The organism is Halobacteriovorax sp. DPLXC-1 (genome assembly GCF_036903125.1).
Taxonomy (GTDB): Bacteria; Bdellovibrionota; Bacteriovoracia; order Bacteriovoracales; family Bacteriovoracaceae; genus Halobacteriovorax_A; species Halobacteriovorax_A vibrionivorans.
The window spans coordinates 196,037-222,566 of the sequence record NZ_JAYMCO010000003.1; the positions used below are offsets into that span (position 1 = coordinate 196,037).

The 26,530-nt window shown below is 35.8% G+C and carries 26 protein-coding genes; 21 read left to right on the forward strand and 5 right to left on the reverse strand.

Translation table 11 applies throughout. The features are described from left to right. The first annotated feature begins 134 nt into the window (after window positions 1–134). The gene (locus VCM44_RS10865; protein ID WP_334678793.1) at window positions 135–2,015 is read left to right on the forward strand and encodes a hypothetical protein; all 1,881 of its coding nucleotides are present in this window, start codon (window positions 135–137) and stop codon (window positions 2,013–2,015) included. A gap of 290 nt (window positions 2,016–2,305) precedes the next feature. Here the strand turns inward: VCM44_RS10865 and VCM44_RS10870 are convergent, their stop codons facing one another. Next, window positions 2,306–2,728, reverse strand: a complete 423-nt coding sequence (locus tag VCM44_RS10870) for a hypothetical protein (protein ID WP_115361958.1) — start codon at window positions 2,726–2,728, stop codon at window positions 2,306–2,308. An 87-nt stretch (window positions 2,729–2,815) separates the two neighbouring features. Between VCM44_RS10870 and uvrC the strand changes: the two genes are divergently transcribed. Then, the gene (gene uvrC / locus VCM44_RS10875; RefSeq protein ID WP_115361956.1) at window positions 2,816–4,696 is read left to right on the forward strand and encodes an excinuclease ABC subunit UvrC; all 1,881 of its coding nucleotides are present in this window, start codon (window positions 2,816–2,818) and stop codon (window positions 4,694–4,696) included. 4 nt (window positions 4,697–4,700) lie between these two features. Here the strand turns inward: uvrC and VCM44_RS10880 are convergent, their stop codons facing one another. Next, window positions 4,701–4,913, reverse strand: a complete 213-nt coding sequence (locus VCM44_RS10880) for a hypothetical protein (RefSeq protein ID WP_115361954.1) — start codon at window positions 4,911–4,913, stop codon at window positions 4,701–4,703. 161 nt (window positions 4,914–5,074) lie between these two features. Here VCM44_RS10880 and VCM44_RS10885 point away from each other — a divergent pair, with 161 nt between their 5' ends. Further along, the gene (locus VCM44_RS10885) at window positions 5,075–5,914 is read left to right on the forward strand and encodes a hypothetical protein (protein WP_334678794.1); all 840 of its coding nucleotides are present in this window, start codon (window positions 5,075–5,077) and stop codon (window positions 5,912–5,914) included. 79 nt (window positions 5,915–5,993) lie between these two features. Further along, window positions 5,994–7,145 carry a SpoIID/LytB domain-containing protein gene (locus tag VCM44_RS10890; protein ID WP_115361950.1) on the forward strand — a complete coding sequence of 384 codons (1,152 nt, stop codon included), beginning with the start codon at window positions 5,994–5,996 and terminating at the stop codon, window positions 7,143–7,145. A 3-nt stretch (window positions 7,146–7,148) separates the two neighbouring features. Here the strand turns inward: VCM44_RS10890 and VCM44_RS10895 are convergent, their stop codons facing one another. Beyond that, complete coding sequence (locus VCM44_RS10895; protein ID WP_115361948.1) at window positions 7,149–7,790, reverse strand: hypothetical protein; 642 nt, start codon at window positions 7,788–7,790, stop codon at window positions 7,149–7,151. Between the two features lie 141 nt (window positions 7,791–7,931). Between VCM44_RS10895 and VCM44_RS10900 the strand changes: the two genes are divergently transcribed. From VCM44_RS10900 to VCM44_RS10980, 17 genes are all read left to right on the forward strand, one after another. After that, complete coding sequence (locus VCM44_RS10900; RefSeq protein WP_120404163.1) at window positions 7,932–8,897, forward strand: hypothetical protein; 966 nt, start codon at window positions 7,932–7,934, stop codon at window positions 8,895–8,897. A 78-nt stretch (window positions 8,898–8,975) separates the two neighbouring features. After that, complete coding sequence (locus VCM44_RS10905; RefSeq protein ID WP_334678795.1) at window positions 8,976–9,770, forward strand: DsbA family protein; 795 nt, start codon at window positions 8,976–8,978, stop codon at window positions 9,768–9,770. 107 nt (window positions 9,771–9,877) lie between these two features. Beyond that, a complete protein-coding gene (locus tag VCM44_RS10910) occupies window positions 9,878–10,315 on the forward strand; it encodes a hypothetical protein (protein WP_115361942.1) in 438 nt (145 codons plus the stop codon). 119 nt (window positions 10,316–10,434) lie between these two features. Continuing rightward, window positions 10,435–10,713 carry an HU family DNA-binding protein gene (locus VCM44_RS10915; RefSeq protein WP_115361940.1) on the forward strand — a complete coding sequence of 93 codons (279 nt, stop codon included), beginning with the start codon at window positions 10,435–10,437 and terminating at the stop codon, window positions 10,711–10,713. A gap of 291 nt (window positions 10,714–11,004) precedes the next feature. After that, window positions 11,005–11,538: a flagellar basal body-associated FliL family protein gene (locus VCM44_RS10920; protein ID WP_115361938.1), complete on the forward strand. Its 534-nt coding sequence runs from the start codon at window positions 11,005–11,007 to the stop codon at window positions 11,536–11,538. A gap of 63 nt (window positions 11,539–11,601) precedes the next feature. Continuing rightward, window positions 11,602–12,624 (forward strand): flagellar motor switch protein FliM, encoded by a 1,023-nt coding sequence (gene fliM, locus VCM44_RS10925; RefSeq protein ID WP_115361936.1) that lies wholly within the window; start codon window positions 11,602–11,604, stop codon window positions 12,622–12,624. Window positions 12,625–12,640: 16 nt separating this feature from the next. Continuing rightward, window positions 12,641–13,021, forward strand: coding sequence for a flagellar motor switch protein FliN (gene fliN / locus VCM44_RS10930; RefSeq protein WP_162929496.1), 381 nt, complete (start codon window positions 12,641–12,643; stop codon window positions 13,019–13,021). Between the two features lie 12 nt (window positions 13,022–13,033). Continuing rightward, complete coding sequence (locus tag VCM44_RS10935; protein ID WP_115361934.1) at window positions 13,034–14,203, forward strand: flagellar biosynthetic protein FliO; 1,170 nt, start codon at window positions 13,034–13,036, stop codon at window positions 14,201–14,203. 36 nt (window positions 14,204–14,239) lie between these two features. Continuing rightward, a complete protein-coding gene (fliP, locus tag VCM44_RS10940; RefSeq protein ID WP_115361932.1) occupies window positions 14,240–14,989 on the forward strand; it encodes a flagellar type III secretion system pore protein FliP in 750 nt (249 codons plus the stop codon). Between the two features lie 17 nt (window positions 14,990–15,006). Continuing rightward, a complete protein-coding gene (gene fliQ, locus VCM44_RS10945) occupies window positions 15,007–15,276 on the forward strand; it encodes a flagellar biosynthesis protein FliQ (RefSeq protein ID WP_334678796.1) in 270 nt (89 codons plus the stop codon). A gap of 9 nt (window positions 15,277–15,285) precedes the next feature. After that, window positions 15,286–16,062, forward strand: a complete 777-nt coding sequence (locus tag VCM44_RS10950; RefSeq protein ID WP_334678797.1) for a flagellar biosynthetic protein FliR — start codon at window positions 15,286–15,288, stop codon at window positions 16,060–16,062. Between the two features lie 12 nt (window positions 16,063–16,074). After that, entirely contained in the window at window positions 16,075–17,151 is a 1,077-nt protein-coding gene (gene flhB / locus VCM44_RS10955; RefSeq protein WP_115361925.1) for a flagellar biosynthesis protein FlhB, read from the forward strand. Window positions 17,152–17,173: 22 nt separating this feature from the next. Then, window positions 17,174–19,249, forward strand: coding sequence for a flagellar biosynthesis protein FlhA (gene flhA / locus VCM44_RS10960; RefSeq protein WP_115361924.1), 2,076 nt, complete (start codon window positions 17,174–17,176; stop codon window positions 19,247–19,249). Between the two features lies 1 nt (window position 19,250). Then, the gene (locus tag VCM44_RS10965) at window positions 19,251–20,726 is read left to right on the forward strand and encodes a hypothetical protein (protein ID WP_115361922.1); all 1,476 of its coding nucleotides are present in this window, start codon (window positions 19,251–19,253) and stop codon (window positions 20,724–20,726) included. A 49-nt stretch (window positions 20,727–20,775) separates the two neighbouring features. Beyond that, complete coding sequence (locus tag VCM44_RS10970; RefSeq protein WP_115361919.1) at window positions 20,776–21,684, forward strand: MinD/ParA family ATP-binding protein; 909 nt, start codon at window positions 20,776–20,778, stop codon at window positions 21,682–21,684. 16 nt (window positions 21,685–21,700) lie between these two features. Then, window positions 21,701–22,486 (forward strand): FliA/WhiG family RNA polymerase sigma factor, encoded by a 786-nt coding sequence (locus VCM44_RS10975; protein ID WP_115361918.1) that lies wholly within the window; start codon window positions 21,701–21,703, stop codon window positions 22,484–22,486. A gap of 198 nt (window positions 22,487–22,684) precedes the next feature. Continuing rightward, window positions 22,685–24,985 (forward strand): hypothetical protein, encoded by a 2,301-nt coding sequence (locus VCM44_RS10980; RefSeq protein WP_115361916.1) that lies wholly within the window; start codon window positions 22,685–22,687, stop codon window positions 24,983–24,985. Window positions 24,986–25,032: 47 nt separating this feature from the next. Here VCM44_RS10980 and coaE read toward each other — a convergent pair whose 3' ends face one another. Both coaE and mazG read right to left on the reverse strand, forming a co-directional pair. Further along, the gene (gene coaE, locus VCM44_RS10985; protein ID WP_334678798.1) at window positions 25,033–25,680 is read right to left on the reverse strand and encodes a dephospho-CoA kinase; all 648 of its coding nucleotides are present in this window, start codon (window positions 25,678–25,680) and stop codon (window positions 25,033–25,035) included. A 1-nt stretch (window position 25,681) separates the two neighbouring features. Beyond that, window positions 25,682–26,488 carry a nucleoside triphosphate pyrophosphohydrolase gene (mazG, locus tag VCM44_RS10990; protein ID WP_115361912.1) on the reverse strand — a complete coding sequence of 269 codons (807 nt, stop codon included), beginning with the start codon at window positions 26,486–26,488 and terminating at the stop codon, window positions 25,682–25,684. Between the last annotated feature and the right edge of the window lie 42 nt (window positions 26,489–26,530).

The following is a 26,530-nucleotide window of genomic DNA, read 5'->3' on the forward strand; positions in this document are numbered from 1 at the left end:
CTTTTTGTCTTCGTAAACGTAATATTAATCAGTTAAATCAGTAGTTTATAAAAAAAGTCGCCGTAATGCTTAAGTTTTATTCATATTCTGTCGTTAAGAAGATGAGGATTGTTAAAGTTTTTATGGAGAAAACTATGAAGTTAAGACTTATTAGCGCAAAGAGCATCTTGTTAGCAGCACTGATGTTCAACACATATGCTGAAATCGATATCAGCGATTGTATCTATTTAAGAGACAATGGCTATGAAGATGATGCAGCGGCATGTGTAACCAGAGCTTCTCGAGGTGGTTCAGACAACGGTGACTTCTGTGTGGAATGTTTACCTAAACTACCAGAAAGAAACGAGTGGGCCGAAGTCGCTAAAGTTGCAATCCCTTCTCTTGCTGCTATGGGAAGTGTTTATTTTCAATCAAAACACGCTGCTGATTCACAAGAAGCGTGGGCAAATTCTTTTGAAAACGGAATTAAGTCATGTCATGGCTCAATCGACTCATATCATAACTACAACCTAGAAAGAGGGGCAAACCCAATCCTTCCAGATGAGCAATCTAATATGCTCAATTCATGTAATGGTTACGGTTATGGTGCATATGCTGGTGGTCTTGGACTTACTGGTGGAATGTTTGGTGGTGTAGGAAATGGCTGGCAAGGTCAAGGTTACACAGGTGGCTTCCTTGGTGGAATGGCCGGACCAAACTTCGGTGGCGGAATCTACGGCGGTGGTGGATTTGGCATGGGTGGATACCCTGGAATGGGTGGAATGGGTAACGGCTTTGGTGGCGGTTACCAAGCAAATGTTTATATGAATCCACTAGGATCTCTTGCAGGATCAGCTCTTGCTGGACTTCTTACAGGTGGTAACGCAGGTTTCGGAATCGGTATTAATGGCGGTGTCGGAATGAATGGTGGTATGGGAATGGGTGGATACCCAGGAATGTACCCTGGCGGAAATATCTACGGTGGTATGTATCCAGGATTTGGAATGGGTGCAGGTATGGGTATGGGCATGGGTGGCTACCCATATGGAGCTGGATTTGGATCTGGTTTCGGCTCAGGTTTTGGTGCTAATTTCGGAATGGGAATGGGCAGCGGAATGGGTGTTGGAATGTATCCAGGAATGTCTGGTTACCCAGGAGCTGGGGCCGGAGCAGGCTTTGGACTTAATATTGGAATCGGTGCTTATCCGGGAATGAACTCAGGAGGAGCGTGGGGAATGTACCCAGGTTCTGGAATGGGAATGTATCCAGGAGCAGGTGTTAATGCAGGATTCAACTTAGGTTGGGGTATTAACGGCGGTGCTGGAGCTGGAGGTTATCCAGGAATGTATCCAGGTGGTGTTGCTGGCGGAGGCTGGGGCGTCAATGGAGGCGGAAACTGGGGTGGAAACGGTGGAGTTTATCCAACTTATCCAGCACCAGGACAATATCCAGGAGCCGGTGGTAACGGAAACTGGGGAATTAACACTGGTGGAAACTGGGGTGGAAATGGAGGCGGAAACGCAGCTTGTATGTGTATCTCTGCTCCTTGTTCATGTGGAAATACATACCCTGGTGGAAACGGAAATATCAATGGTGGCTGGGGCGTTAATGGCGGCTGGGCCGGCGGAGGTAATGGTAACTGGGGCGCTGGAAACAACGGTGGCTGGGGAGTCAACGGTGGAACAAGCTGGGGTCTAAATGGTAACGCTGGCGGTGGCTGGGGTGCTAATGGAAACTGGGGTGTTAATGGTGGAGGAAACTCTGCATACCAAACACAACAATTCCAAAGTTATATTAATGGACTACAGGGACAAGCTGTTGCTCAAGGTAACTACCAGAACCAAGCAACTGCAATGTATGCAAATCAGGCCCTTTATAGAAATTTACAAAATGCTCAGCAGAATATCTATGCTAATAATTACTCTGGAATGTATAACTCTGGTGTAAATTACGGCTCAATGGCCGGTGGAGCACTTAATGGTCAATTCAGTATTGGTGTCCAAGGTGGCGCTGGAATGAATTGGGGAATGAACTAGCCGCAGCATCTTGCGTAAGCAAGATTTGATGCGGTAGTAGGCCTCATTGCAATGAAATAAATAATCAATTCAACAAGCCTGCGTTTATGCAGGCTTTGTTGCCTCTAGGCCAATGGGAAAGTTGGTGCAATGTAAAAGAATCAATAGACGCACAAATAAAAAAAGAGCTTAATAAGCTCTTTTTATTGCGTTTTTGGCGAACCGAGAAACCTAAAGGTTTCTCTCTCGTATATACCCTCATTTCAAACGAAGGACGCACAAATAAAAAAAGAGCTTATTAAGCTCTTTTTTTATTTGTTATGCATGAGAACTTTGATTGTGCCGCGGAAAACGACTTCGATCTTATTGGCATCCAGGTTCTTTTCAACTAAACCAGGGCCAAAAGTTGGGTGGCCGATAACATCACCAATTTCAAATTTTTGGCGAATATTGTACTTGATTGGATCACCATCAAGCTTTGCCATTGCATCTTCCCAAATGTTGATAATTTTATCTTCAGTAGAAACACGCTTCTTTCTAGTTCCTGCCTTCTTACGAGCAGCACTTGGAGAAGCTACTTTTTTAGCTTTGTATGCGTGAGTTGACTTACATGTATTACACAGAACTTTATGTGGAGTTTCTGTATCTTTCATTGCTACGATTAAATGAGCAAGATCGAGTTTACATTTGCTACAATATGTTACAATTTCCTTACCAACACCTAGTTTTGACATTTACCTCTTCCTTTTAATGATCTGATCAATTTAATGGGGAATAGTGTTAAAGTAAAGAGAATAAAAGGTTATATGTAGATAATTATAATGAAGAAAAATACTTTACAGCTTCTTGAAAAAGCAAAACATTTACCAACGAAATCCGGCTGCTATTTGATGAAACGCAAGCGAGCAGGCGTCGAAGAGATCCTCTATATTGGTAAAGCGAAGAATCTTAGAGCGAGAGTTTCTAGTTATTTTAATAGTTCAGAGAAGTCACCGAAAACACAGATCCTAGTCTCTCATATTCAGGACTTTGATTTCATCATGACTAAGACTGATGCTGAAGCATATATCTTAGAAAATAACTTAATTAAAAAGCATATACCTAAGTATAATATTCAATTAAAAGACGATAAGAGTTATCCCTATATTCAAATCGATCTCAATGAAAAGTTTCCACGACTAGTTTATACTCGAAGACCTAAGAGAAAGAAGAAGGTTCGCCTTTTTGGTCCTTTCACCACAGGCAGTAATATTCACAAGATTTCTCGTATTTTAACCAAGTCATTTACATTGAGAGACTGTTCAATTGAGGAGATGCGCAGACGAAAAAGGCCGTGCCTTATCTATCAAATGCGACAATGTTCTGCTCCTTGTGTGGATTATATTTCACGTGAAGATTATGAGGTTGATTTAAATAATGTGATTAATTTCTTTGAGGGAAGAAGTAGTCAGGTTTTAAAAACTCTTGAAGAGAGAATGTTTAAGGAAGCTGAAAAAGAGCATTTTGAACGTGCTGCTGAAATCCGCGATAGCATTGAAGAATTAAAAGAATTCTCAAAGGCCTATCAAAAACAAAATGTAGAATTATCTACTGAGAAAGATTTTGATATTGCCGCTTATCATGTGGGAGAGCTAGAAGTCGATATTTCTATTTATATGATGAGATCGGGAATTTTATTAGGACATAAGAACTTTCATTTTGGGAAAGGGGATAGTGACAAAGAGAATCACGAACTTTTTCAAACATTCCTATTTCAGTACTATTCTAATACTAAAGAAAAACTTCCAAGTCGCATTTATATCGACGAGAAAAAGAATGATCTTGCAATGATTAGCGAGGCTTTTAAAGAGGTTGTGGACGAAGAAATAGAAGTTCAAAAACCAATTGGAAAAATGAAGTCCCTTTATGAATTAACGTATGATCATGCAAAAGAGCATCAGCGCTTTCGCGTTAAAAATATGGATGGCCCTTGGATCGGTTTAAATAAGTTAAAGGAACTTTTAAAACTAAAAGAGACACCAAAGATTTTAGAATGTTTTGATGTTGCCATTTGGCAAGGTAAGTCTCCAACTGCTTCTCAAATCGTTTTTCGCGATGGAAAACCCGATAAGACTCAATACCGTTACTACCATTTGGAAGAGAGGCCTGAAGGTAATAACGACTTTGCTATGATGAGAGAAGTTCTCGCAAGAAGGCTTAAGAAAGGAAAGCTACCTGATGTTTTTATTGTCGATGGTGGTAAAGGGCAGGTTTCAAGCTTTTTAGCTGTTTTGGAAGATTTTGAATTAGATATTCCTGTTGTTGGAATTGCAAAAATAAAAACAAGTAAGAGTGAAACTTTTAAAGATAAAGAGGTTTCAAGTTCTGATGAGCGCTTAATTATTCCTAATCGCATTAATCCATATATTTTAAAGAAGACACCTTCACTAATGAGAATTGTTGTTCAAATGAGAGATGAGGCCCATCGTTTTTCTCGTAAGCTACATCATAAGAAAGAAAAGGATCGAATTTTTACTTCATGGTTTGATGATATTGAGGGGATTGGAGAGAAGACTTTAAAAACTATTCACGAGAATATGGATTTAACTTTAAAAGAGCTTGCGCAATTATCTTTGATTGAAATTAGCCACAAGTTAAATGTGAAGGAGAGTATTGCTGAGAGAATTCAATTAAAACTTTTAAAAGAATTCCCTCAGAAATAGAGTGCTAGTTGATATGGTGAATTTTTTTTCGATTGCCGTGCCCGCAATCAGTACATCTCGAATTCTCGTGTATGTACAAATTCTTATAATCTGATAAGTGTGTGTGAACCATATTTGAACCACAAACTGGACACTCATTTAATACTTTATGTACTTGCTCGAAATCCCCAAAAAGTTCTTCGAAATTTTCAAGTTGGAAATCTGGATCGAAAGACATGTAGTAGCTCCTTTAAAATCTAATTCCCCGTAACTTTGGACTCTTTGATGCAGGGTGTCCTCAGTGGGTATGCTAGATTTATCGGAGGCTTATAAATCTTCTAAAATTTAAGCTTTTAATTTTAGTGCCTTAGGGATATTTTACCCATAGGAAAGAATTGAATGGCACAACAACTAATTTCAAAATTAACTAAAGATTTCAATAATAAGCTAAAAATCTCATCTAATGAGAAGCCGAATTACTATGCAAAAATCTTTGAAAATACCCTGTGGTTTCCTAAGTTAGTAGGTCGTACTCTTAGCTCAAATGAAGCCTCTAATAAGCCTATTGAGACCAAGAAAGAGTCTTTTGAGGTGAATGTCCCAGAGATTGCAGCAAAGCCTCAAGAAACGAAAATTGAAGTTCCTATAGTAGACAACCCTGCGCCAGTAAAGATTGAAGTGGAAAAAAAGGCCAGCTCATCTTTGGTTAAAGTTGATACATCGTTCACAAATTTAATTCAAAAATATAATGAAAATTGGAAACTAGAGACAATTCCTGGTTATCAGGACTATCAAGGTGAAATTGATATTATCTTTTTTGGATTAGATGAAATAGAGGAGTCAGAGTTTCCTGATTTTCTTCCGCTATCAATGATTGAGTCTGATCAAGATATTATGGGAAGAATGATTAAGGCGATGAAGATCTCTTCAGGGCGCTTTATTCGAGTTCCTTTTATTAAAAAAGATGCAAAAGAATTTATTTTTTCTTGTTGTGCACACTTTAAGCCTTCTCTTCTTGTTCCTCTTGGAGCGGCTGCCACTAAGCTGTGCTTAGACAAGCAGGTTCGATTGGCAAATGTGCATGGAGTATTCCATTCTATTCAAACTGAAGTTGATGGAAAAACTCAAGTAATTGAAACAATGCCACTTTTCCACCCTAAGCTATTAGAAGTTAATGAGTCGATGAAGAAAACGGCTTGGGCCGATATGCAAAAGGCGATTAAATTTCTTACAAGTTGAGTAGTATAGTAAAATCATATATCATTTTAATAGATTAAGTTGCTTGGCAAGGATGCCGCACGAATCAGGACGATGATATTTGAGAAGTCTATTCTTACTTTTTATTCTTTTATTCACTTTCAATTCTTTTGCAAGAATTAGTCCACTTCAAAATTTTAAGTCAGGTCACACTATTAAAGTGAGAGTCGCTAAGAACTTAAACAAGGTCTTTCTAGAAGGTGTTGGAATAACGAGAGAAGTTATTGCAACTAATAAATCGAAAAGCTTTAAAGGCTTTAAGAAAATAAAAATAAATTGCGGAAATTTAAAGCATGCTCGCTCGATAAGGCCACAATATCTCGCTTCTTTAACTTCAAAGACAGGTCTTATTGGTTTTGAAAAAAAACAATTCATGGGGCAGATGCACATTGTAACAAGTGAAGATGGAAAGTCATGCGATGTTGTCAATGAGATGGAATTAGATGATTACATTGCAACACTACTAGCAAAAGAGATGAATGCTTCTTGGCCAGTTGAGGCCTTAAAAGCTCAGGCCGTAGCAGCTAGAACATATGCAATTCATCATATGATGAGTTCAGGACTTCAAAATGATACACTCTACGATTTAGAGAATTCTGAAAAGCATCAAGTAAACGGAACATTTAATGATGTAACAGCAAGTACAATTGAAGCTGCTAGAAAAACAGCTGGAATGGTACTAACAAATAAACAAGGGAATCTTGTACCAGCATTTTTTCATGCAAGTTGTGGCGGAAATACTCTACAACCTGACGATGTATGGACAAATGAAGTTCATGGTTACTCCACTGTAAAGTGTGCCTATTGCCAAAGAAAGAAGAACTGGGATTCAAAGATCACTCAAATTCGTTTTAAAAAAATGATTGAGTGGGGTATGAGAAAGGGATATGTAAAAAAACAAAAGCTACACAAGAAACTTTCAATTTATCCAGACAAGAAAAATGCGAAGGCCATCTATGTTAGAAATGGAAAGAATAAGATAAAGATTAAAAAGAGTTTATTTCGTCGCTATTTTGGTCGAGTAGACTTTCCTTCTAATTACTTTTACCTTGTTGATCTTGGCCGCGAAGGACTTCAATTCGTTGGAAAAGGTAATGGCCATGGTGTGGGTCTTTGTCAGGTAGGTGCCTTAGGTCTTGCCCAAAAAGGAAAGGGCCATAAAGAAATTCTGGCCCATTATTTTCCTAAATTAAATATTTTAAAATTGTATTAAGTCTTACTGACATCCCGGAGGAGCAAAGTTGATTGTCAACGCTGTTGCTTGTAACGGTACACCATTTGGTGAAGTGTACTGTGGTACATAAACGTAGAATTGACCAGCAGAGATTACATTTGTTGGACAAAATGCAGTTGCTGTTAGAACTGAAGGTGAAGTCATTTGAATACCGTTAACACCTCGTTCTTTTGCTAATAGAGGGTATTTTCCAGTTCCATATTGATTATCAGTAAAGTAGCGCCCACAAAAAGAGAAATAATAATTGAATCCAACATTATTTCCATTTGTTGTTTTAGCTATAATGAGAATATCGCTATTACCATTTGCTCCCGCATAGTAATCACCAGTTTCTCCACCCATGGCACCTTGTTTTAAATTACCAATAATTCCCGTTCCATTTGTTTGGGACGTTGTTTGATAACTATCAAGATAAGTACTCATGAAAACTCTTTCTGTACTACATGGGAAGTGGCCTTCAAGGCTATTGTGAAGTTGTTCAACACCTCTTGCAACATTACCGCTTCCGTTAGATCCCCAACCAGAGAAGTTTGTAGCACCGCCACCGCCACCTGAGTCACTACCGCAGCTTGTAATTAACATTGAAGTAATTGTAGCAACCATCAATAATTTAAACTTTTTCATAATATCCTCAAATATTAATATTCACGCTACTTCCTGTATCGGCGACTCTGAAGATTTTCTTTAGAAATTGATAAAATTAATTAAGAAATAAAGATCATGAGCCGAAAAGATATGTAATTAAAACAACTTATAGAATTACTTATGTACGAAAATTTCAAGAAATCAATGTTTAATGTCGTAGCACAATCCTTAAAAGACTTTAAAAAGGATGACCAGGCAAAGTTTCGTTTGAAGCTAGGACTCATTTTTGCAGTTCTACCTTTTCTATCAATCATTGCTGGCTTCATCTTAAATTGGTTTCTTTTAAAGTCGGCAGTTATCTACATTACTACATTTAGAAAGGATCTTGATTATATTATTGATGATCTTATCTTAGACTACCTACAGATAGGCTTAGTCGAAGTTTGGCCATGGGTGATCTTTTCATTTATTTGTCTCTTAATTGCAGGAATTATTCTTGCTCAATTAATGCTTCGTCCATTTGATGAGATAGCAGACTATTGTAATGAGTTTCTATGTGCAGAAAATAAAGATGCAACATTTGATGCTGATTTTAGTTCTGAGCTAAGATTACTATCGAATTTTAGTGACTGGTTTTTTACAACTACTGAAACTTTTAGAAAGAGTGGTGTTTTAACTAAAATTGAAGTTCCAAATAAATACAAAAAGATACACAAGCCTGTCTTTGAATCAATGTTCTTCCTTAATAAGAGTTTCTATGTTGCGATTGTTTGTATACTGATGGGAATGATTATTACGATTATAAACTTTGCTCTTTTTGACGCCATTATTATGGTGGTTAATCATATCTTAACAGATAGTAAAGTTTTTAAAGATTACTTAGTTAACATGGCGTTACTGCAAAACGACATTCTCTACATCACAATTATTGTCAATATTATTTCTTATGGTATTTTTCTACTCTATCTCTATAACAAGGTTGCTACACCTGCTTTCGGGATTTTTGCCACAATGCGATCTTTCATTAGTGGACGATATGCCTCAAGAGTTCATTTAATCGGTTATAAGTATGTGCGTAATCAAACACGTGTCATAAACCGCTATCTCGACTACATGGAAAAAGAGTACTCTGCAAAAGATGATTGAGTATTTCATTTTGTTCAAGTAGAATTCTAATAATAACTTGACGTGAAATTATTGTTTAAAACAACAAAAGGGATAGTAATGAAAAAATCAATCGGCATTGTAATGTCACTTCTTCTACTTGCCAGCTGTGTAGGTAAAGATCAAATTAAACAAGCTCTTAAAGATGATCCAACTATTTTAGCAGAAGCAATTAAAGCAAACCCTGCTGAAGTTATGGAAGCTCTACAAACAGCAGCTCAAAATGCAAAAGCTGAAATGGCCAAGAAAAGAGAAGAGGAAGAGAATAAAAAACTTCATGGATTTGTTGAGAATCCTCTTAAGCCAGAAATTAGAGAGGATGAATCTATCCGTGGTACAAAAGGTGGGGCGATCACTCTAGTTGAATACTCAGATTTTCAATGTCCATATTGTACAAGAGGATTTGAAAATGTTGTAAAGCCAATGCTTGAAAAGTATGAAGGTCAAGTACAGTTTATCTATAAGCACCTTCCACTTTCATTCCATTCTGAAGCAAGAATTGCAGCAGAGTACTATGAAGCTCTTCGTCTACAAGATCCAAAGATGGCATTTGAATTCCACGATATGCTTTTTACTCAAGAAGGTCAGCAGAAACTTAGACAGTACAAAGAAAAGTACCTAAAGCAAGCAGCAAAGAAAGTTGGTGCTAACATGACTAAACTTGCTAAAGATGTTAAGTCTGAGTACGTTGTAAATAGAGTTAAGGCCGATGAAGCTGAAGCAAGAAAATTTGAAATCCAAGGAACTCCTGGTTTCGTAATCAATGGTGTTCCAGTTAAAGGTGCTTACCCAATGTCACACTTTGAAATGATCATTGATCTATTAAAAGAGAAAGGGAAGCTAAAGCTGAACTAATTCAAATATACATTTCTATATTTAATAAAAGGCCTGCATTCATTGCAGGCCTTCTTATTTGGGCAAAATCTAATCTTCTGTTATACTAGAAATAATGGAGGTTAAAAATGACAAGCTTCTTTGATCATAACCAAGTAAAAATTAATAAAGAATATATGCGTGAATCTGCTAAGCAGATCGATTATTCTCTATCTGATTTTTTACATGATGATATTCCTCATAACCTCATTGAACAAAATGTACTTGATCATGCTTATATCAAGCATGTTTCATCTCTACTTAAAACTGACTCGATTTATAAACTTGCTCATGAAATCTTAGAGCTTGAAAAAATTCTTGATAAACTTTCCGAGCACCTTCCTGTTGATATAAAGATTCCTAATATGGAAGTTTTCTATCATCAACTCGGCCCAGTCTTCATTCAATTATTTGTTGAAATTGAAGACATAAAAGAGCACTCTCAATTAGAGCTAGAGTGGCTTAAAGCCGTTAGAATCGCACTAGAGGAAGAAGTGGTAGTTTGGCAAGAAAAAAGTCTAAAATAACCTAAAAAATAAAAAAAATAACTTAATTAAAAAAAAAGGCTTAAAAAGCCTTGTCAAAGCGTGTTTCAGGCCTCATCCTATTTTTACAACAACTAAATAACTAACTATTTGGAGTTTACATGAACAGAAAAGAACTTGTAGAAGCAATCTTAAAGAACAAAGAACTTAAGCACCTAACTAAGAAAGATGCAGATACTTTCGTATCAACTACTCTTGAAACAATCAAGAAAGCTGTTAAGAAAGGTGACGATGTATCACTAATCGGTTTTGGTACTTTCACAAAAGTAAGAAGAGCAGCTAGAACTGGTATCAATCCAGCAACTGGTGAAAAGATTAAAATCAAAGCTAAGACTCTTCCAAAATTCAAGCCAGGTAAAGCTTGGAAGGAAATGTTCTAATTTTAGATTTAAATTAGTTTCATAATAAGAAGCCTCCCTTTGGGAGGCTTTCTTATTTCTAGAGGGGAAAAATTTGCCTCTCAACTCAATAAGCGTCAAAAAAGCGTCGACATTTTGACACCGGCCAATTTTTACATACAAGCTAAACGGTTAGAATTCCTTTAAAGGGCAATAGAATGTGGTAGAACATTCTTTACTATCTTGTAGAATTTGCCGGTAGGATGTATAATTTTTGACGAGGCACAGTTTATAAAGGAATTTTTTTCTGTGTGAAGTAAAGGATTTATAAGTATGGCAGATGGAAGTGCTGATAATACAAACCAAGGAAGTGGTAAAAGCCCTCTTTTAACAGTAGCTCTACTACTGAATATTATCTTAATGGGTGTAATCGCTTATTTTCAGTATCAGACACATGTGAAATTATCGCAGCAATCTTCAGTAGAAGATCTTGTTAAGGCCCAAATGGCCGAAGCAAATAAAGAAGCAGACGTTGTGACAACTGGAGAAGCACAAGAAGAAGAAGGTAAGCTCTTTCCTCTTGATAGCTTTACAGCAAACCTTTCACAAGGTGATGGACCTCAACGCTACATTCGTTTAAATGCTGTACTTAAGCTTTCTCTAAATGCAAAAGAGGAAGAATATAAAGCAAGAAAGCCTCAGATTAGAGATACAATTATTAGTATTCTAAACTCAAAGAGGCCAAATGATCTTCTTAAAGTACAAGGTAAGGAATACCTTAAAGAAGAAATTAAATCAGCGATTAACTCATATCTCGTTGATGGAAAAGTTTTAGATGTTTACTACGTTGGTTTCCAGATCAACTAGTACATAAATAAAAGTTTAACTTTTGGCAGGATGCCAAGATCATCAAATCCTAGGAGGGGAACGATGGCACAGGTTTTAAGTCAAGACGAAGTCGATGCTCTATTAAACGCTGTAAACGATGGTGAAGCAGATGATTTTTTAGGTGATGGTGGCGATTTCGATGATGAAGCTGAAGATGAGAATATACAGCCCTATGACTTAACTAATCAAGACCGAGTCATTCGTGGGCGAATGCCTATTCTTGAAATCATCTACGAAAGATTTATTCGTTCATTTCGTGTATCACTTTCAAATTCTTTAAGAAAGATTTCAACGATCTCAATGATCTCAACTGATCTTCTTAAGTTTGGTGAGTTCGTAAACACACTACCGATTCCTTCGTGTATGTGTATTATGAAGTTCAATGAACTAAGAGGTCCTGCTCTTCTAGTTTTTGAATCAAAGTTAGCTTATGCAATTATTGATTCATATTTCGGTGGAACGGATCGTCCATTTACAAAGATTGAAGGAAAGGAATTCACAGCAATTGAACTTTCATTCATGAGAAAAGTTATGGATATGGCCATTGCTGACCTTGAGGAAGCTTGGGCACAAGTTCACAGAATTGATGCACAATATGTAAGAACAGAGATTAACCCACAATTCGTTGGGGTTGTTCCTCCATCAGATGTAATTATCGCAACAACTCTAGAAGTTGAATTTGAGTCTGCATCTGGAACGATTATGATCGTTGTTCCTTACTCAACAATTGAACCAATTAAGCAAAAGCTTTCATCTAATTACCAAACTGATAACGACATGGCAGACAGTATCTGGACAAGTGCAATGAATGAGCACATTAAAGATACGAAAGCTGAGATTGTTGTCAAACTTGGTGAGGCACAGATGACAGTGGGTGACCTTCTCACTCTTCAAAGTGGAGATATTATTCCATTGAACCAAGAAGCTTCAAGTGAAGTTAAGGGAACAATTCAGGGAGTAGAGAAGTTACAGTGTCTAATTGGAACATATAAAGGAAGCCGAGCGGTACAAGTCACACATGTTGATAAAACACCGAAAGTTTCTATGGATATCGAAGTAGAGTAATAAAGGGAGTATATAAATGAGCGATCAAACAGAATTAAATAATGAAGTACAAGGTCTAGAAAATTTCAATACGATGGAAGTTGAAAAACTTGCTGATGAAATTAGGGCCGGTGATGATGCGATTAATAAATTAAAGGTACAAAATCTAGACTTTATCTTAGACATTCCTCTAAAGGTAACAGTTGAACTAGGGCGTACAGAGGTAATTATTAAAGACCTTCTGCAACTAGGACAAGGTTCTGTACTTGAACTTGATAAGTTAGCTGGTGAGCCTCTTGAGATTTTAGTAAATGGGAAGCTTGTCGCTAAAGGTGAAGTTGTTGTTGTTAACGAAAAGTTTGGAATTCGTTTAACAGATATCATTTCGCCAATTGAGAGAATTGAAAACCTTAAATAATAGGAACTTATTATGGCCAAACGATTTAAATTATTATTTTTAGCACTTTCTTTAATAACAGCAAATGCTTATGCAAGAGTTGAAATTGGAAAAGTTGAGTTAACTAAAGATGGAAGTACTGGTGTTGTAACCATTGCGTTAAAAGGTAACTACCGAGATACTCCTGAGTTAACAATTAAGGATGATATTATTCAAGTTGCTCTTGATGGAACAATTGTTTGGCCAAAAATTGAAAAACAAGTTTCTGTGAATAATAAGTTTGATACGAAACTTATGGCGTATCAATTCAATAAAGATGTTGCTCGTGTACGTGCCATTCTTCCTTATGAACTAAGAGGTAAGGAAGATAAAGTAAGTTTAGAGGTTGGAGATAACCAAATAAAAATGTTCTTTCCAATTTCAGCTTCTAAAAAACAAGTTGCTGTAACAAGAGCAGCTACTCCAAAGAAGGCTCCTGCTAAAACTAAAAAAGCAGAAGCATATGATGAAAGTTACTTAGAAAAACTTTTAAAAGATAAAGAAGAAGTAACAAAGAACGAAAAACCTAATAATAAAAAACTAAATGATACAAATGATTCTCTTCTAGCATTAGCAAAAGAGAAAAAACAACAAGTAGAAGATAGCGTAAGCTCTCTTTCTTCTGGAGTTGAAAAGGGTGGATTTCAAATGTCGACTTATATTTTTAAATTTATCGGATTCTTCGCTCTTTTTGCTGCCGGTATCTTCTTTCTAATGAACTTTTTTAGAAAGGGAATGCTTAAGAAAGGTGGATTAGGAATCTTCTCTAGTGCAAAGATGGTTGAAGTATTATCGACAACATATCTTGCCCCAAAAAGAAGTCTTCTTGTTGTTAGAGTTCAAAAACAAGTCTTTTTAATGGCACAGTCAGAAAAAGGTATGGATTTTTTAACAGAGATTGAAGATACATCAGCTTTCTTTAAGGAAGGTGAGAAACAAATCACTGGATCTAACTTTGATACAAACCTTGATTCTGCAAATGAAGGTTCAAAAGAATTTAAGTTAAAAGAAGTAACTCAAAATATGCATGAAGCAAGCAACTCTACAAGATCTTCACAGGAAGCAATTTTAAATAGTCTAGCAGGACAAGCAACAAGTGAAGAGAAGGTAAGTCTTACTGCTCAAATTAAGAAAAAAGTAAAAGACATGAAGTCTTTACAATAGATATTTGATTTTAAAATCAATTCAATAGGAAGTTGAATGAAGAACCTTTTAAAAGCATTATTAGTATTTAGTATCGGCGGATGGCTAAGTACGATCTTTGCACAGCAGTCAACGAACCTGGGGCTTCCAGGACTTTCTGTTAATTTTGGTCAAGGTGTTGATCTAGTCGATACGATCGAGTTAACGGTCCTTTTTACAGTTCTTACGTTAGCACCAGCTGTATTAATTCTTTGTACATGTTTTACGAGAATTATCGTTGTTCTATCTTTCATGAGACAGGCCATTGGAACTCAAAGTATGCCACCAAACCAACTGTTAATTGGTTTTGCAATGTTTCTATCTGTTTTTGTGATGCAGCCAACTGGTGAAGATATTTATAATAATGCTATTAAGCCATATATGGATAAGAAGATATCAACGACTCTTGCTCTTGATCGAATTGAAGGGTCTCTTCGTGGATTCATGAATAAACAAGTACGTAAAGCTGATATCGGTCTTTTCTATGATGTAACAGGAAGACAGGCACCACAATCAATTAATGATGTTCCTATTCATTTTTTGATTCCTGCATTTATTATTTCTGAATTAAAGACGGCCTTTCAAATTGGCTTCTTACTCTATATCCCATTTCTCATTTTAGATATGGTTGTTGCCTCTGTTTTAATGGCCATGGGGATGATGATGCTTCCTCCGGTTGTTATTTCATTGCCTTTTAAATTATTACTCTTTGTTCTTGTAGACGGTTGGCAACTGGTCACAGGTTCACTACTAAGGTCTTTTAACTAAAAGAATTGGAGAACAAGATGGACTTTTTTTCAGACATCGCAAGACAAGCAGTTACTGTAGGATTAATGATTTCAGCACCAATGTTAGCAGGTGCTCTAATTATGGGTATTTTAGTATCGATATTTCAAGCAGTTACTCAAATCAATGAGCAAACACTTTCATTCATCCCTAAGATTCTAGTGATTATTGGTGCATTAGTGTTAACAGCACCATGGATGACAGATCAACTGACTACTTTTACAAAAGAATTAATCATCAGTATTCCACAACTAGTAACTGGTAGGTAATCGTAATATATGACAATTCAAATCACTGACATTGTCCCTATAATCGCCTTTTGGTTAATCTTTACCAGATTACTTGCTATTAACTTTCAGCTACCTATTTATGATAACTTACCAATCCCAATGATGGTAAAGATCCTTTCAACTCTTGTTATGAGTTTTTGCTTCTTCCCATATATTCAAGGTGAAGTAGTAAAGGACATCATGTATGTGGGAAAAGATAACTTTTGGGCCCTCACTATTATTTACACACTCATTGGATTGATAATTGGATATTTGGTAAAATCAATCATGGGTATCTTCCTGTCAGCAGGTAGTATTATTACCCAGCAAATTGGATTTGCAGCGATTCGCTATTTTGATCCTTCTTCAGGTCAACAAGTGGGTCCTTTCGAAAAACTTATACAATGGACTGTTCTTGTAATGGTTATATCTTCCGGAGCACTTTTACCGATGTTTAAAGGGATTTTTCAATCTTTTTATTCAATTCATATCTACGATATGGGTGTCTTTGCGAAGTCTCATATTTTCTATATTGAAGCTTTTAAATCAATTTTTGTTGCTGCCATTATGCTTGCAACACCATTGATTTTTACAAATATGCTCATCAGTTCGATTCTAGGAATTATTGCTCGAACTGTACCACAAATGAATATCATTATGGTGAGCTTTGTCGTTAATATTGGCCTAGGTCTACTAGTATTCACGGCAACAAGCGATGAGTTCTTTCACGTTGCATTTAAAATGTATACGGAAAGATTAGGCGAGTGGTTTAACTTTATACTTTAAAGGAAGTAAGTCGTGGCCGAAGAAACAGATCAGGAAAAAACGGAAGATCCATCCCAGCATCGAATTGACGAATCGAAAAGAAAGGGTGAGGTCGCATCCTCAAAAGAACTAACCAGTGTGTTAGTACTAGCCGCCTGTATCATGACATTAGGTCTTTCTCTTCTTTTCATTTATCAAGAAATGGAAGAATTCATTAGATGGATTATGTATCTTGATCCAGCGACTGCCTTTACTGAAAAATCACTTAAAACAATTGCTAATAAAACAGCTTCTACGGCCCTTGTTTGTGCCGCTCCTGTTTGTCTTGTCGCTCTTTGTATGGGGATCGTTGCAAACGTCGCTCAAATCGGATTCATCTATGCTCCTGAAGTTTTAGAGTGGAAACCAGAAAGAATTGATCCAATCAAAGGAATAAAGAAACTATTCTCAATGAAAGCAGTTGTTGAGGCCGTTAAAGGTGTCTTGAAATTTGTTTTCATTCTAGGAATTGTATATTTCTATATGAAAGAAGATATTGCATCTTTTGTAGGCTTTCTTCATGTTGACTTCTTTCAAGCATTTGTAATCGGAAAAGATATTCTCATTAAGTTAGGTTTTGCAATCCTAGCAGGTCTTGTTGTTATTGCTATCGCTGATTTTGCTTATCAAAAGTATTCTCACAAAAAGAAACTCATGATGACAAAAGAAGAAGCAAAAAGAGAATCAAAAGAACAAGACGGTTCTCCTGAAGTTAAACAAAGAATTCGTAGTATTCAAAGAGAGCAGGCCCAAAAGAGAATGCTTGCAGATATACCGACAGCAGATGTAATTGTCACAAACCCAACACATATCTCAATTGTTTTAAAATACGATCAAGAAAATATGGTGGCCCCTGGGGTTGTTGGAAAAGGTGCTGATCACCTTGCAATGAGAATTAGAGAAATTGCTAAAGAACACAATATTCCAATTGTAGAAAATGTGCCTTTAGCAAGAGCATTATATAAATCAGTAAAAGTTGGGGAAGGAGTTCCTCGCACACTTTATAAAGCAGTCGCTGAGGTATTAGCGTTTGTTTATAAGCTTAAGAGAAAGAACAAAGCTCTAAGTTAATTGAAGTATTAGGAAAAGTATCATGGATGGTATCTTTAAGAGATTAAAAGTATTAACTGAAAACTCAGATCTTGCAGTTGCAGTCGGGATTCTTGCTGTTCTTGCAGTCATGATTATTCCTGTTCCACCAATTGTACTTGATTTACTTTTAGCGACAACTCTTTCATTTTCAATCATTATTCTATTAGTTTCTGTTTATACAAAGAAGCCATTAGAGTTTTCTACTTTTCCGGCCGTTCTACTTGTAACAACACTTTTTCGTCTCTCTCTAAACGTAGCATCAACTCGAAATATTTTACTTCGTTCTGGAAGTGAGGGGACAAGTGCTGCTGGTGAGATCATTAGAAGTTTTGGTGAATTTGTTGTTGAAGGGAACTTTGTTGTTGGTATCATCGTTTTTATCATCTTAGTAATTATTAACTTCATGGTAATTACAAAAGGTGCTGGAAGAGTTGCAGAAGTTGGTGCTCGTTTCACGTTAGATGCAATGCCTGGTAAACAGATGGCCATTGATGCCGATTTAAATGCCGGACTTATCAATGATGCTGAAGCAAAACAAAGACGAGCTGAAGTTGCTGAAGAAGCAGACTTTTACGGGTCGATGGATGGTGCTTCCAAATTCGTACGAGGGGATGCCATTGCAGGTATTCTAATTACTGCTATTAACGTTATTGGTGGAATTATTGTTGGTGTTGGCCAATATAATATGAACTTTAGTCAAGCAGCTGAAACATACACCCTACTTACTGTAGGTGATGGTCTTGTTTCTCAAATTCCAGCTCTAATTATTTCAACTGCAGCCGGTATTATTGCAACAAGAAATACAAGTGAAGATAATCTTGGTGCTCAAATGAGTAAGCAATTTAAGCTTCACCCAAAAGCAATCTTAATTGCAGGTTGTGTGCTTCTTATTTTCTCACTTATTCCAGGGCTTCCAAAGCTACCATTTATTGTTGTCGGTTTAGCTCTTCTTTTTGTTTCAAATAAAATGGAAAATGAAATTGCTCAGGAGAAAGTTGCAGCTGAATCAGTTGTTGAAGACGAGAAGAAATCGACTCCAGAGTCACTTGAGGATCTCCTTAATCTTGAACTTGTTGAATTAGAAGTTGGATATGGACTTGTAAATCTCGTTGATTCATCACAAAACGGTGATTTACTTGAGCGTATCACATATATGAGAAAGCAATTTGCTCTTGATTGGGGTGTTATCATTCCATCTGTTCGTATTAAAGATAATCTGGAACTTGCTCCAGGTGGCTACTCTTTAAAGATTAAAGGTGTCGAAATTGCTCAAGGTGAACTTGTTCCTGATCACTTCCTGGCCATGGACCCTGGTAGTGTTATTGAGAAAATTGATGGAATTGAAACAATTGAGCCAGTTTTCGGTCTTCCTGCCGTTTGGATTACAGAAGATCAAAAAGATGATGCAGGATTTAATGGTTATACAGTAGTAGACTTATCAACTGTTCTTGCAACTCACTTGACTGAAATACTCAGAACTAATTTACATGAATTATTTGGACGCCAAGAACTTGTTCGTGTTCTTGATAATTTTAAAGAACATTATCCAAAAATTGTTGCGGATCTCGTTCCAGATATTCTTCCTCTAGGAGCTGTTTTAAAGGTATTACAGAACCTTTTAAGGGAAAATGTTTCCATTCGTGACCTAAGAACGATCTTAGAGTCTTTATCTGAATATGGAGTGAAAATTAAGGATACAGATCTTCTGACAGAAAATGTCAGACAATCGTTATACCGCACTATCACTGAGTCTATTAAGTCTCCAAATGGTGATTTGCCGATATTTACGTTAGATCGTAAAATAGAAGAGCAGGTTGCTGGCAATCTCATACAAACAGAAAATGGTCAACAAGTTTCTTTAGACCCAAGAATTACCCAATCGATTTTGGCCAGTTTAAATGAGAAAATAGAGGAGGCAACGAATATGGGTGAAAAAATGGTTGTTCTATGTTCACCTGTTATCCGTGGCCACTTTAAGAAATTAACAGAAAAATTCATACCAAACTTAATTGTAGTAAGTCATAATGAATTAAGTCCAGATGTGAATATTAGATCGCTTGGAACGGTGAGGTTATAGGATGTACGTTAGGAAATTTGAAGCAGATTCTTTAGATGAGGCATTAGCAAATATTAAGGCCGAGCTAGGACCTGATGCAATTATTCTTAAAACACAGACGAATAAGGGAATAAAGGGTGCTTTCAAAAAGAAAAAAATTGAGATCACTGCTGCAATCTCTGAGAAGAACTACACGAAAAAAGCTCAAGTTGATAGCGTTTTAAATCCTGAACAAAAAGATTCTTTTTATCAAAATAACTCATCTTATATAGCAAATATGATAAATTCACATGATCAACATAAACAAAATCAAGGCACTAATGAAAACCCAATGGCCGGTTATGGAAGCCTTGGCTTAAACAAAAGTGTTAACTCTCTTGAAGAAAAATCGACTTCAAATTCTGCATCAGGACTTGATGATTTCTTAAGCTCTATTGATAGAGAAGAAGTTAAGAAAGCAACAGCTAATGCAGACTCTGAAAATTTCAATGATTTCTTAAATGGAGATTTCTCTCTTGATGATGAGATTGAAGTTGAGGAGCCAAAGGTTGCTCAAGCTAGACCAGCAATGCAAGACAATTATGTAACTGGTCCATCTACACCATCAATTAATAATGAAGAAGTAAATCATTTAATTGATTCACAAAGAAATAAAATCGATGATCTTGAAAAAAAGATTTATGAATTAACACAAAGTGTACAGGGGATGACTAAGCCGCAAGCACTTGGTGTTAAGGAAATGGTAACAATTTTTAGAAGTCTAGATATTGAAGAAAGATATATTCAAAAAATTGTTCGCAAAGCAAACTTTGATCTTTCTGATGATGATAAAGAGAATCCAGATACAGTTTTCGAATTTGCTCTTAAAGAGATGATGGGTGAAGTAAAGACGGCGATGCCACTTTTTTCTTCAGTCGATAACGAAGCTTCAAAGACTGTTACAGTATTAATCTCTGATGCTACTTGTGGGCAGAGCTCGATGTTAACGAAGCTTTCTGCTCTTAAAGATGATTCAGTGATTATTAGAAATAAGGGAAAAGTTGGATATAAAGATAATACTTCTTTCTCTGAAAAGTTCTTCAATGTTGAATCAAATGTGTGTGAAACAATTTCTGAAATCGTTGCGCAAACAAGAAAATCAATAGAAACCAAGAAAAATGTTTTTATCGACTACAAGGCAACAAATCAAGAAATCAATGAAATCAAGAAGTTCGTAGATGGCCTAAGACGTTCATTTGAAAATGTGGAAGTTTTAATCTGTCTTTCGGGAATCAACACAGAGTTGTATAATAGAAAAGTACTTAATCGTTATGCAAATATTGCTAACGGTCTCGTGGTGACGCATTTAGATCAGTGTTTAAATTATGGATCACTCTTTAATTTAGCAATTGATTTTAATTCGCTACCATATAAGTTTTTTGGAACAGGTGAGATTGTTCCAGATGACCTCGAAGCTGCAACTGCCGAAAGGATTTTGGCAGGAATATTTAAACTGTAGCTGATTTTATTTTTTATATTTAAATTTTAAGTTTTGTTTAGGAGACAGGATGTCCAGAAACGATCTTTCAACTTGGTTGATGTCACATAGAAGTGACAGCGATGAGATCTCTAATCTAGAAGATCTTAACGTAAAAGAATCTCTTAATTTAATCAGTGACGATTGCGAAATTATAGCTGTTGGTTCAGGAAAAGGTGGAGTTGGTAAAACAACGACAGCTTTGATGTTGGCCAATGAATTAAGTTCTAAAGGAAAACGTGTTCTTTTAATCGATTGTGACTACAATCTTTCTAACACGGCAGTTAAGCTAGGGCTTCCTTTAAATGACAACTTTTACTCCCTTATTTCTAATGAGAAGCCATTTGAAGAATGTGTCTATAAATTAGGTAATATAGATCTTCTAAGTGGATGTAATGGTAATAGCGATCTCTTTGAGAAATCTTTCTCTCACGATAAATTCATTATCGATATTATTGCTGAACATCGTACGGAATACGATCATATTATTCTTGATTGTCCAGCTGGTGTGAATAGGGAGACGATCAATCTTCAAGCCTATTCTGATTACCGATTCATGGTTGTAAATCCAGATCGTTCATCAATCACAGATACATACGCACTAATTAAAATTCTAAATCAAAAATACAATATCAAAGACAACCATTTAATCGTAAACAAAGTAGAATCGAATCAACAATACAATAAAGTTGTACGTTCGCTCGTTGATACTGTTTCAAGCTTTATGCAGGCAAACTTGAGTGTTTTAGGTGGGGTTAAAAATATCGAAATTCCATCTGATAAATTTGATCATGCACTTTTGAAAACGGAAAAGAATTCCCTTTCAAAATATTACACAAAGATCATTAATAAATTTTCCGACGAGGACGATAGTCGTATTACACCGGTAATCCTAAATGGATTTAGTGAGTCCGGAACTAGTCCACAACAGTTAGCCTAATCAAGGAGTGAGAGAGATGTCATCGTTGGCCAAAAAATTAAAGAATTTAAAAGACTACCGCTCAACAGTAGATCCAAAAGTAAAAGATGAAATCGTTGTGGAATATGCACCACTAATTAAATATATCGCACAGAAAATTGCTTCACGTCTTCCATCTAATATTGAATTAGATGATCTTATTTCATGTGGAGTTATCGGGCTAATGGATGCAATCGAGAAATTCGATCCAACTCGTGATAATAAATTTAAAACATATGCAGAGTTTAGAATAAGAGGAGCTATCCTTGATGAATTACGTTCACAGGACTGGGTACCTCGTTCAGTAAGAGAGAAGGCAAAGACTATTGATCGTGCTTATCAGAAGCTTGAATCAGAATTAGGTCGTCCTGCTACTGATGATGAAATGTGTAAGGAACTTGAATGTAGTAAAGAAGAGTTCCATGAAATGCTAAATAAAGCAAAATCAGTTTCAATCTTAAATATTGATGATTCGGCAACTTTTAATCGCAATGATAAGAGAGCAATGGCCGGTTTAAATGAAGACAGTAAATCAATGAATCCTTTTACTGCTGTTTCTAATAAAAACTTTAGAGATAAAATTAAAGAGGGTATTGAGCAATTACCTGAGAAACAAAGACTAGTACTATCACTGTATTATTATGAAGATCTAAATCTTAAAGAGATTGGTCAGGTATTAGATGTAACGGAATCACGTGTATCACAACTTCATACACAAGCTGTAATGAAGCTTAAAGCTAAGCTACAAAATATGTTTGAAGGTTATGAAGAACTAGTAAGCTAATAAAAAATAACAGATCAAAATAATCAGGCCCTCTTTGAAAGAGGGCCTTTTTTTTCCTATAAATTAAATGAATTAACCCTTTAAAAACCCGGCAAAAAATAGCATAATAGATGTAGAAATTCTTACGTTCACAGGAAGTGAAGGACCGTTAACATATGGAAGTGACTTTCCCTAGCCGCCATTTAGGAGATAAATAATATGAAGCTTCGTTTCAGCAAGCCGTTGTACATCTATTTCTCAGTTTCTCTTATTCTAACGACAGCTCTTATATCCGCTGGTGTATGGACCTTTTGGAAAAAAGGACCTGCTAATTTTGAAAGAATGACGATGATCTATGAATCGACTTCAAAATTTGATGAAGTTAAAAATTCAAATGCCCTAACAAGTATTAAAGAGCTTGTTCGAGTTGATCGTACGAAAGAAGCGATCTCAGAATTTGAAAGATTTGAAGCAGGTGTAAATGAATTAAATAATATTGCTAATATTGAAGAATATGAAGCTTTGAATGAGAACTTCTCTAATTTGAAAAAGAAGTTAAATGATATTACAGCTTCTGCAAATAAGTCGACATTGATTAATGTTTTAAGAACAAAGGTGATTGGTTTTCAAAACTTTGTTGTCCATAATCAATGGCGTACATTAACAAGAGTTTCAACAAAGATTAAAACAAAAATCTCGGTAGGCACAACAAAGAGTTCTAACTTTTATACATATTCAAATTTAAAGAAATTACATCAGTCGATTTCATCAGATGTTAATTATATGGAAAGAGTAACAATGAGATCGGTATTATCTGATGAAGATAAGAACTTGATTGTTATCCGACTTGGGACATTAAAAACAGAATTAAATCTCTTAAAAAGATCACTAGATTCTCTTAGAGACTTTGGATCAATTTGGAACTCAACAAATGAATCATATAAGATTTGGAGTGAGAAATTTGGTCCAAAACTTACTTACCAAAAAATTGAATTAAATGAAGCTTCTAAAACTACGCTATATGGCCTAATTGCAATCGTTGGTATCCTTACTCTCGTATTTGCAGGTGGAATATTTATGGTTGCCTACACTGAAAGAAGGGCATCAAAGATCTTAGAAAAAACTTCTCTAGATCTTATTAAAGATGGAGTTATTCCAGTCAGTGCAAAATTAGAAGGGGAATGGTCTCATTTATTTAAAGAAGAAATTGAAAAGTATCGTGGTTATATTCATAAGAGAATGAGCTTTGGATCAATCTTTCAAGACGCAATGCCATTTTCTTCTTTATTACTTGATTCAAACTTAAATGCTGTTTGGGCAAACTCATTATTTTATGAGCATTGGAGTATTGATAATACTAAAAATGATCACAGTATTACTTGGGACTATCTAAGCACATTTACAAACCTCGGTGAAAACGATCCTGTTATTAGTGCTGTAAGAGATGGTATTGCTGGAATTTATCAAATTCAGGTAAAAACAGAAAATGATAAAGAAGCTGCTCCTTTTGAAATGTATGTTTCACCGGTTGAATATGCAGATCAAAAAAGAATTATGGTTATCTTCTATCCATTAAGAAGTTTAGAAGAGACTTTAACAAATCAAATGAAATCAGTGGTCTCACCGGTGTGTAAGTCTCTTGATGCTTTAGTTGAAGCTAGCTTCTCAGGTGAGTTAAAAGAAAAGTTAAAACAAGACTTCTCTGCTGCTGGTATTGATAATGTATATAATAAATTCACAAAAGTTAACGATCACTTCTTAAGTCAAAAAGCATCATTCTTAAAAGAGGTAGAGCTTCTTGAAAATAACTTATTTGAACAATATAAGATAATCGATGATGTAAGAATTATTTTTGAAGGTCAAAAGGACTTACAAAAAGAAGCGATTAATAAGTTCAAATCTGCTAAGGATAAGATTGTATCAGTAGTTGAGATGAGAGCTAAGTTTGAAGAAATGAATCGTTACATGGTGGAGATGAGTAATCGTCTTTTCAATGAAGAGATTGAATTAGCGACTCGTTCAAGTGAGATTGTTGAAATTATAAATGAAAATAAGGCTGCCTTTGCTGGCCTTGTTAAATCTCGTGATCAATTTAAGTCACTTAAGTCACAAGTTGAACTCTTTAGAGCACGAAGTTCACAAATCGTTGATCAAATTCAAAGAGGTGTAGCGACAGATGCTACAATTGAAAAATTTGCAGGTGAGCTTAGGGACTTTAATTCAACTCTAGGAAACTTCTCAAAGGTATCAACTCAATTAGATGTTGGTCTTTCTAAGGTTCAGATTATTATGGACAGTAAAGAAGTTCCTGATGTTGGAGCAATTAAAGAGACATTTAAAACAATCAGAGGCGAAATGAATGAAGTTTCAACGCAAACTCAACAATTATCTCGTTTCGCTCAAGAAGAAGATGAAGAATTAATTTCATCACTTAGAGGACTTTATGGAAGTTTCCAAAACTTAAGAACTCAAAATGGTGAAATTGAAAATACTGTTGCTGACAGTCACCCTATTATATAATCTATTTTTAGTACGCGGTTCCTAAAATGGTTTTTAGGACCGCGTAACTAAAAGTCAAAATGATCTAAGAATTGTTTTAAATTAAGATCCTCAGCGCTGCCAGAGTTATCAATGACATAGTCAGCAAGTTTGGCCTTCTCTTCAATATTGATCTGTTTAGAAAGGATCTTACAGGCAAGGTCCTTTTCGATTCCATCACGTGCCATTAAACGCTCTACTTGTTTTGCTCTTGGGCAATACACCACGACTTTGAAATCAATAAATGGTGCAAGATTTTTTTCAAATAAAAGAGGAACGTCGTAGATTATAACCTTTGGAGAACCAAGGTCTTTATATGCATTGAGAAATATCTCAGGTAGTTGGCGATAGATTAAACTTTCGATATCGTTTTGAATTTGAATATCTTGAAAGAAGTATTCTCGAAGGAGTTTGAAATTAATTTCATCCTCATCGTTAATTACTTGTGAATAATACTTTTTTAAATGCTCTATAGACTCTTTAGATTTGTAGACTTCTTTAACCAATGCATCCGCATCAATAATAGGAAAGTTCTTTTCTTTTAGAATTTTTGAGACTGTTGACTTTCCTGTGGCAATTCCACCAGTAAGACCAACAATTGGGCATGGCATTTCGTAAAGACGCTTGTCTTTTTTTAGAGAAATATATTTCTTTTTTAATTTAATGGATGATTTCATATTATTTATTTTTTTCAATCTCTTTTACACGAGACCAAAGTCCTTCTAGTTCTTCTTGTGAACTTTCTCGAATCGCAATACCTTCTTGTCTTGCTATATCTTCTAATTGATTAAATCTTCTTTTGAACTTAAGGTTGGCCTCTCTAAGAGTCATTTCTGGATCAAGATCCAGGTGTCGTGCTAACTGAGCAACTGAAAAAAGTAAATCACCCATCTCTTCTTGAACACGTGCCTTATTTAAGTCGCGTCCTGGAGTTAACTCTTCTTTAAGCTCTTGCCACTCTTCTTCCACTTTATACATAACCTGAGAGTATTCTTCCCAGTCAAAGTTTATTTTACTTGTCTTCTTTCCAATCTTTGCTGAACTTGTCAGGGCCGGAAAAGATAGAAGCTCATCGCATATTTCATACTTCTTTAGACTTTCTTCTTGGGCCTTCTCAGCTTTCTTGATGGCCTCCCAATTGTCTTTGATTTCTTTAATATCGCGGGCCTTATTATTCGTAAAGACATGAGGATGGCGTCTTACCATTTTGTCAGCGATAGTTTTAGCAACAGAATTAAGATTAAATTTTCCTTCTTCACTAGCTAGTTGAGAGTGGAGCACGACTTGTAGGAGAACATCACCTAACTCGTCTTCCATTTTTCTATAGTCACCATCTTCCACGGCGTGCATGTATTCGTAAGATTCTTCCATTAAATATTTAAGAAGTGACTTATGAGTTTGTTCCAAATCCCATGGACATCCATCTTTAGGATCTCTTAATTTGGCCACAACCTCTTTTAATCTTTCCATTTCGCTTAGTGACATAATCTAGCCTTGGTAATATAATCTAATAACTGAATATTACAC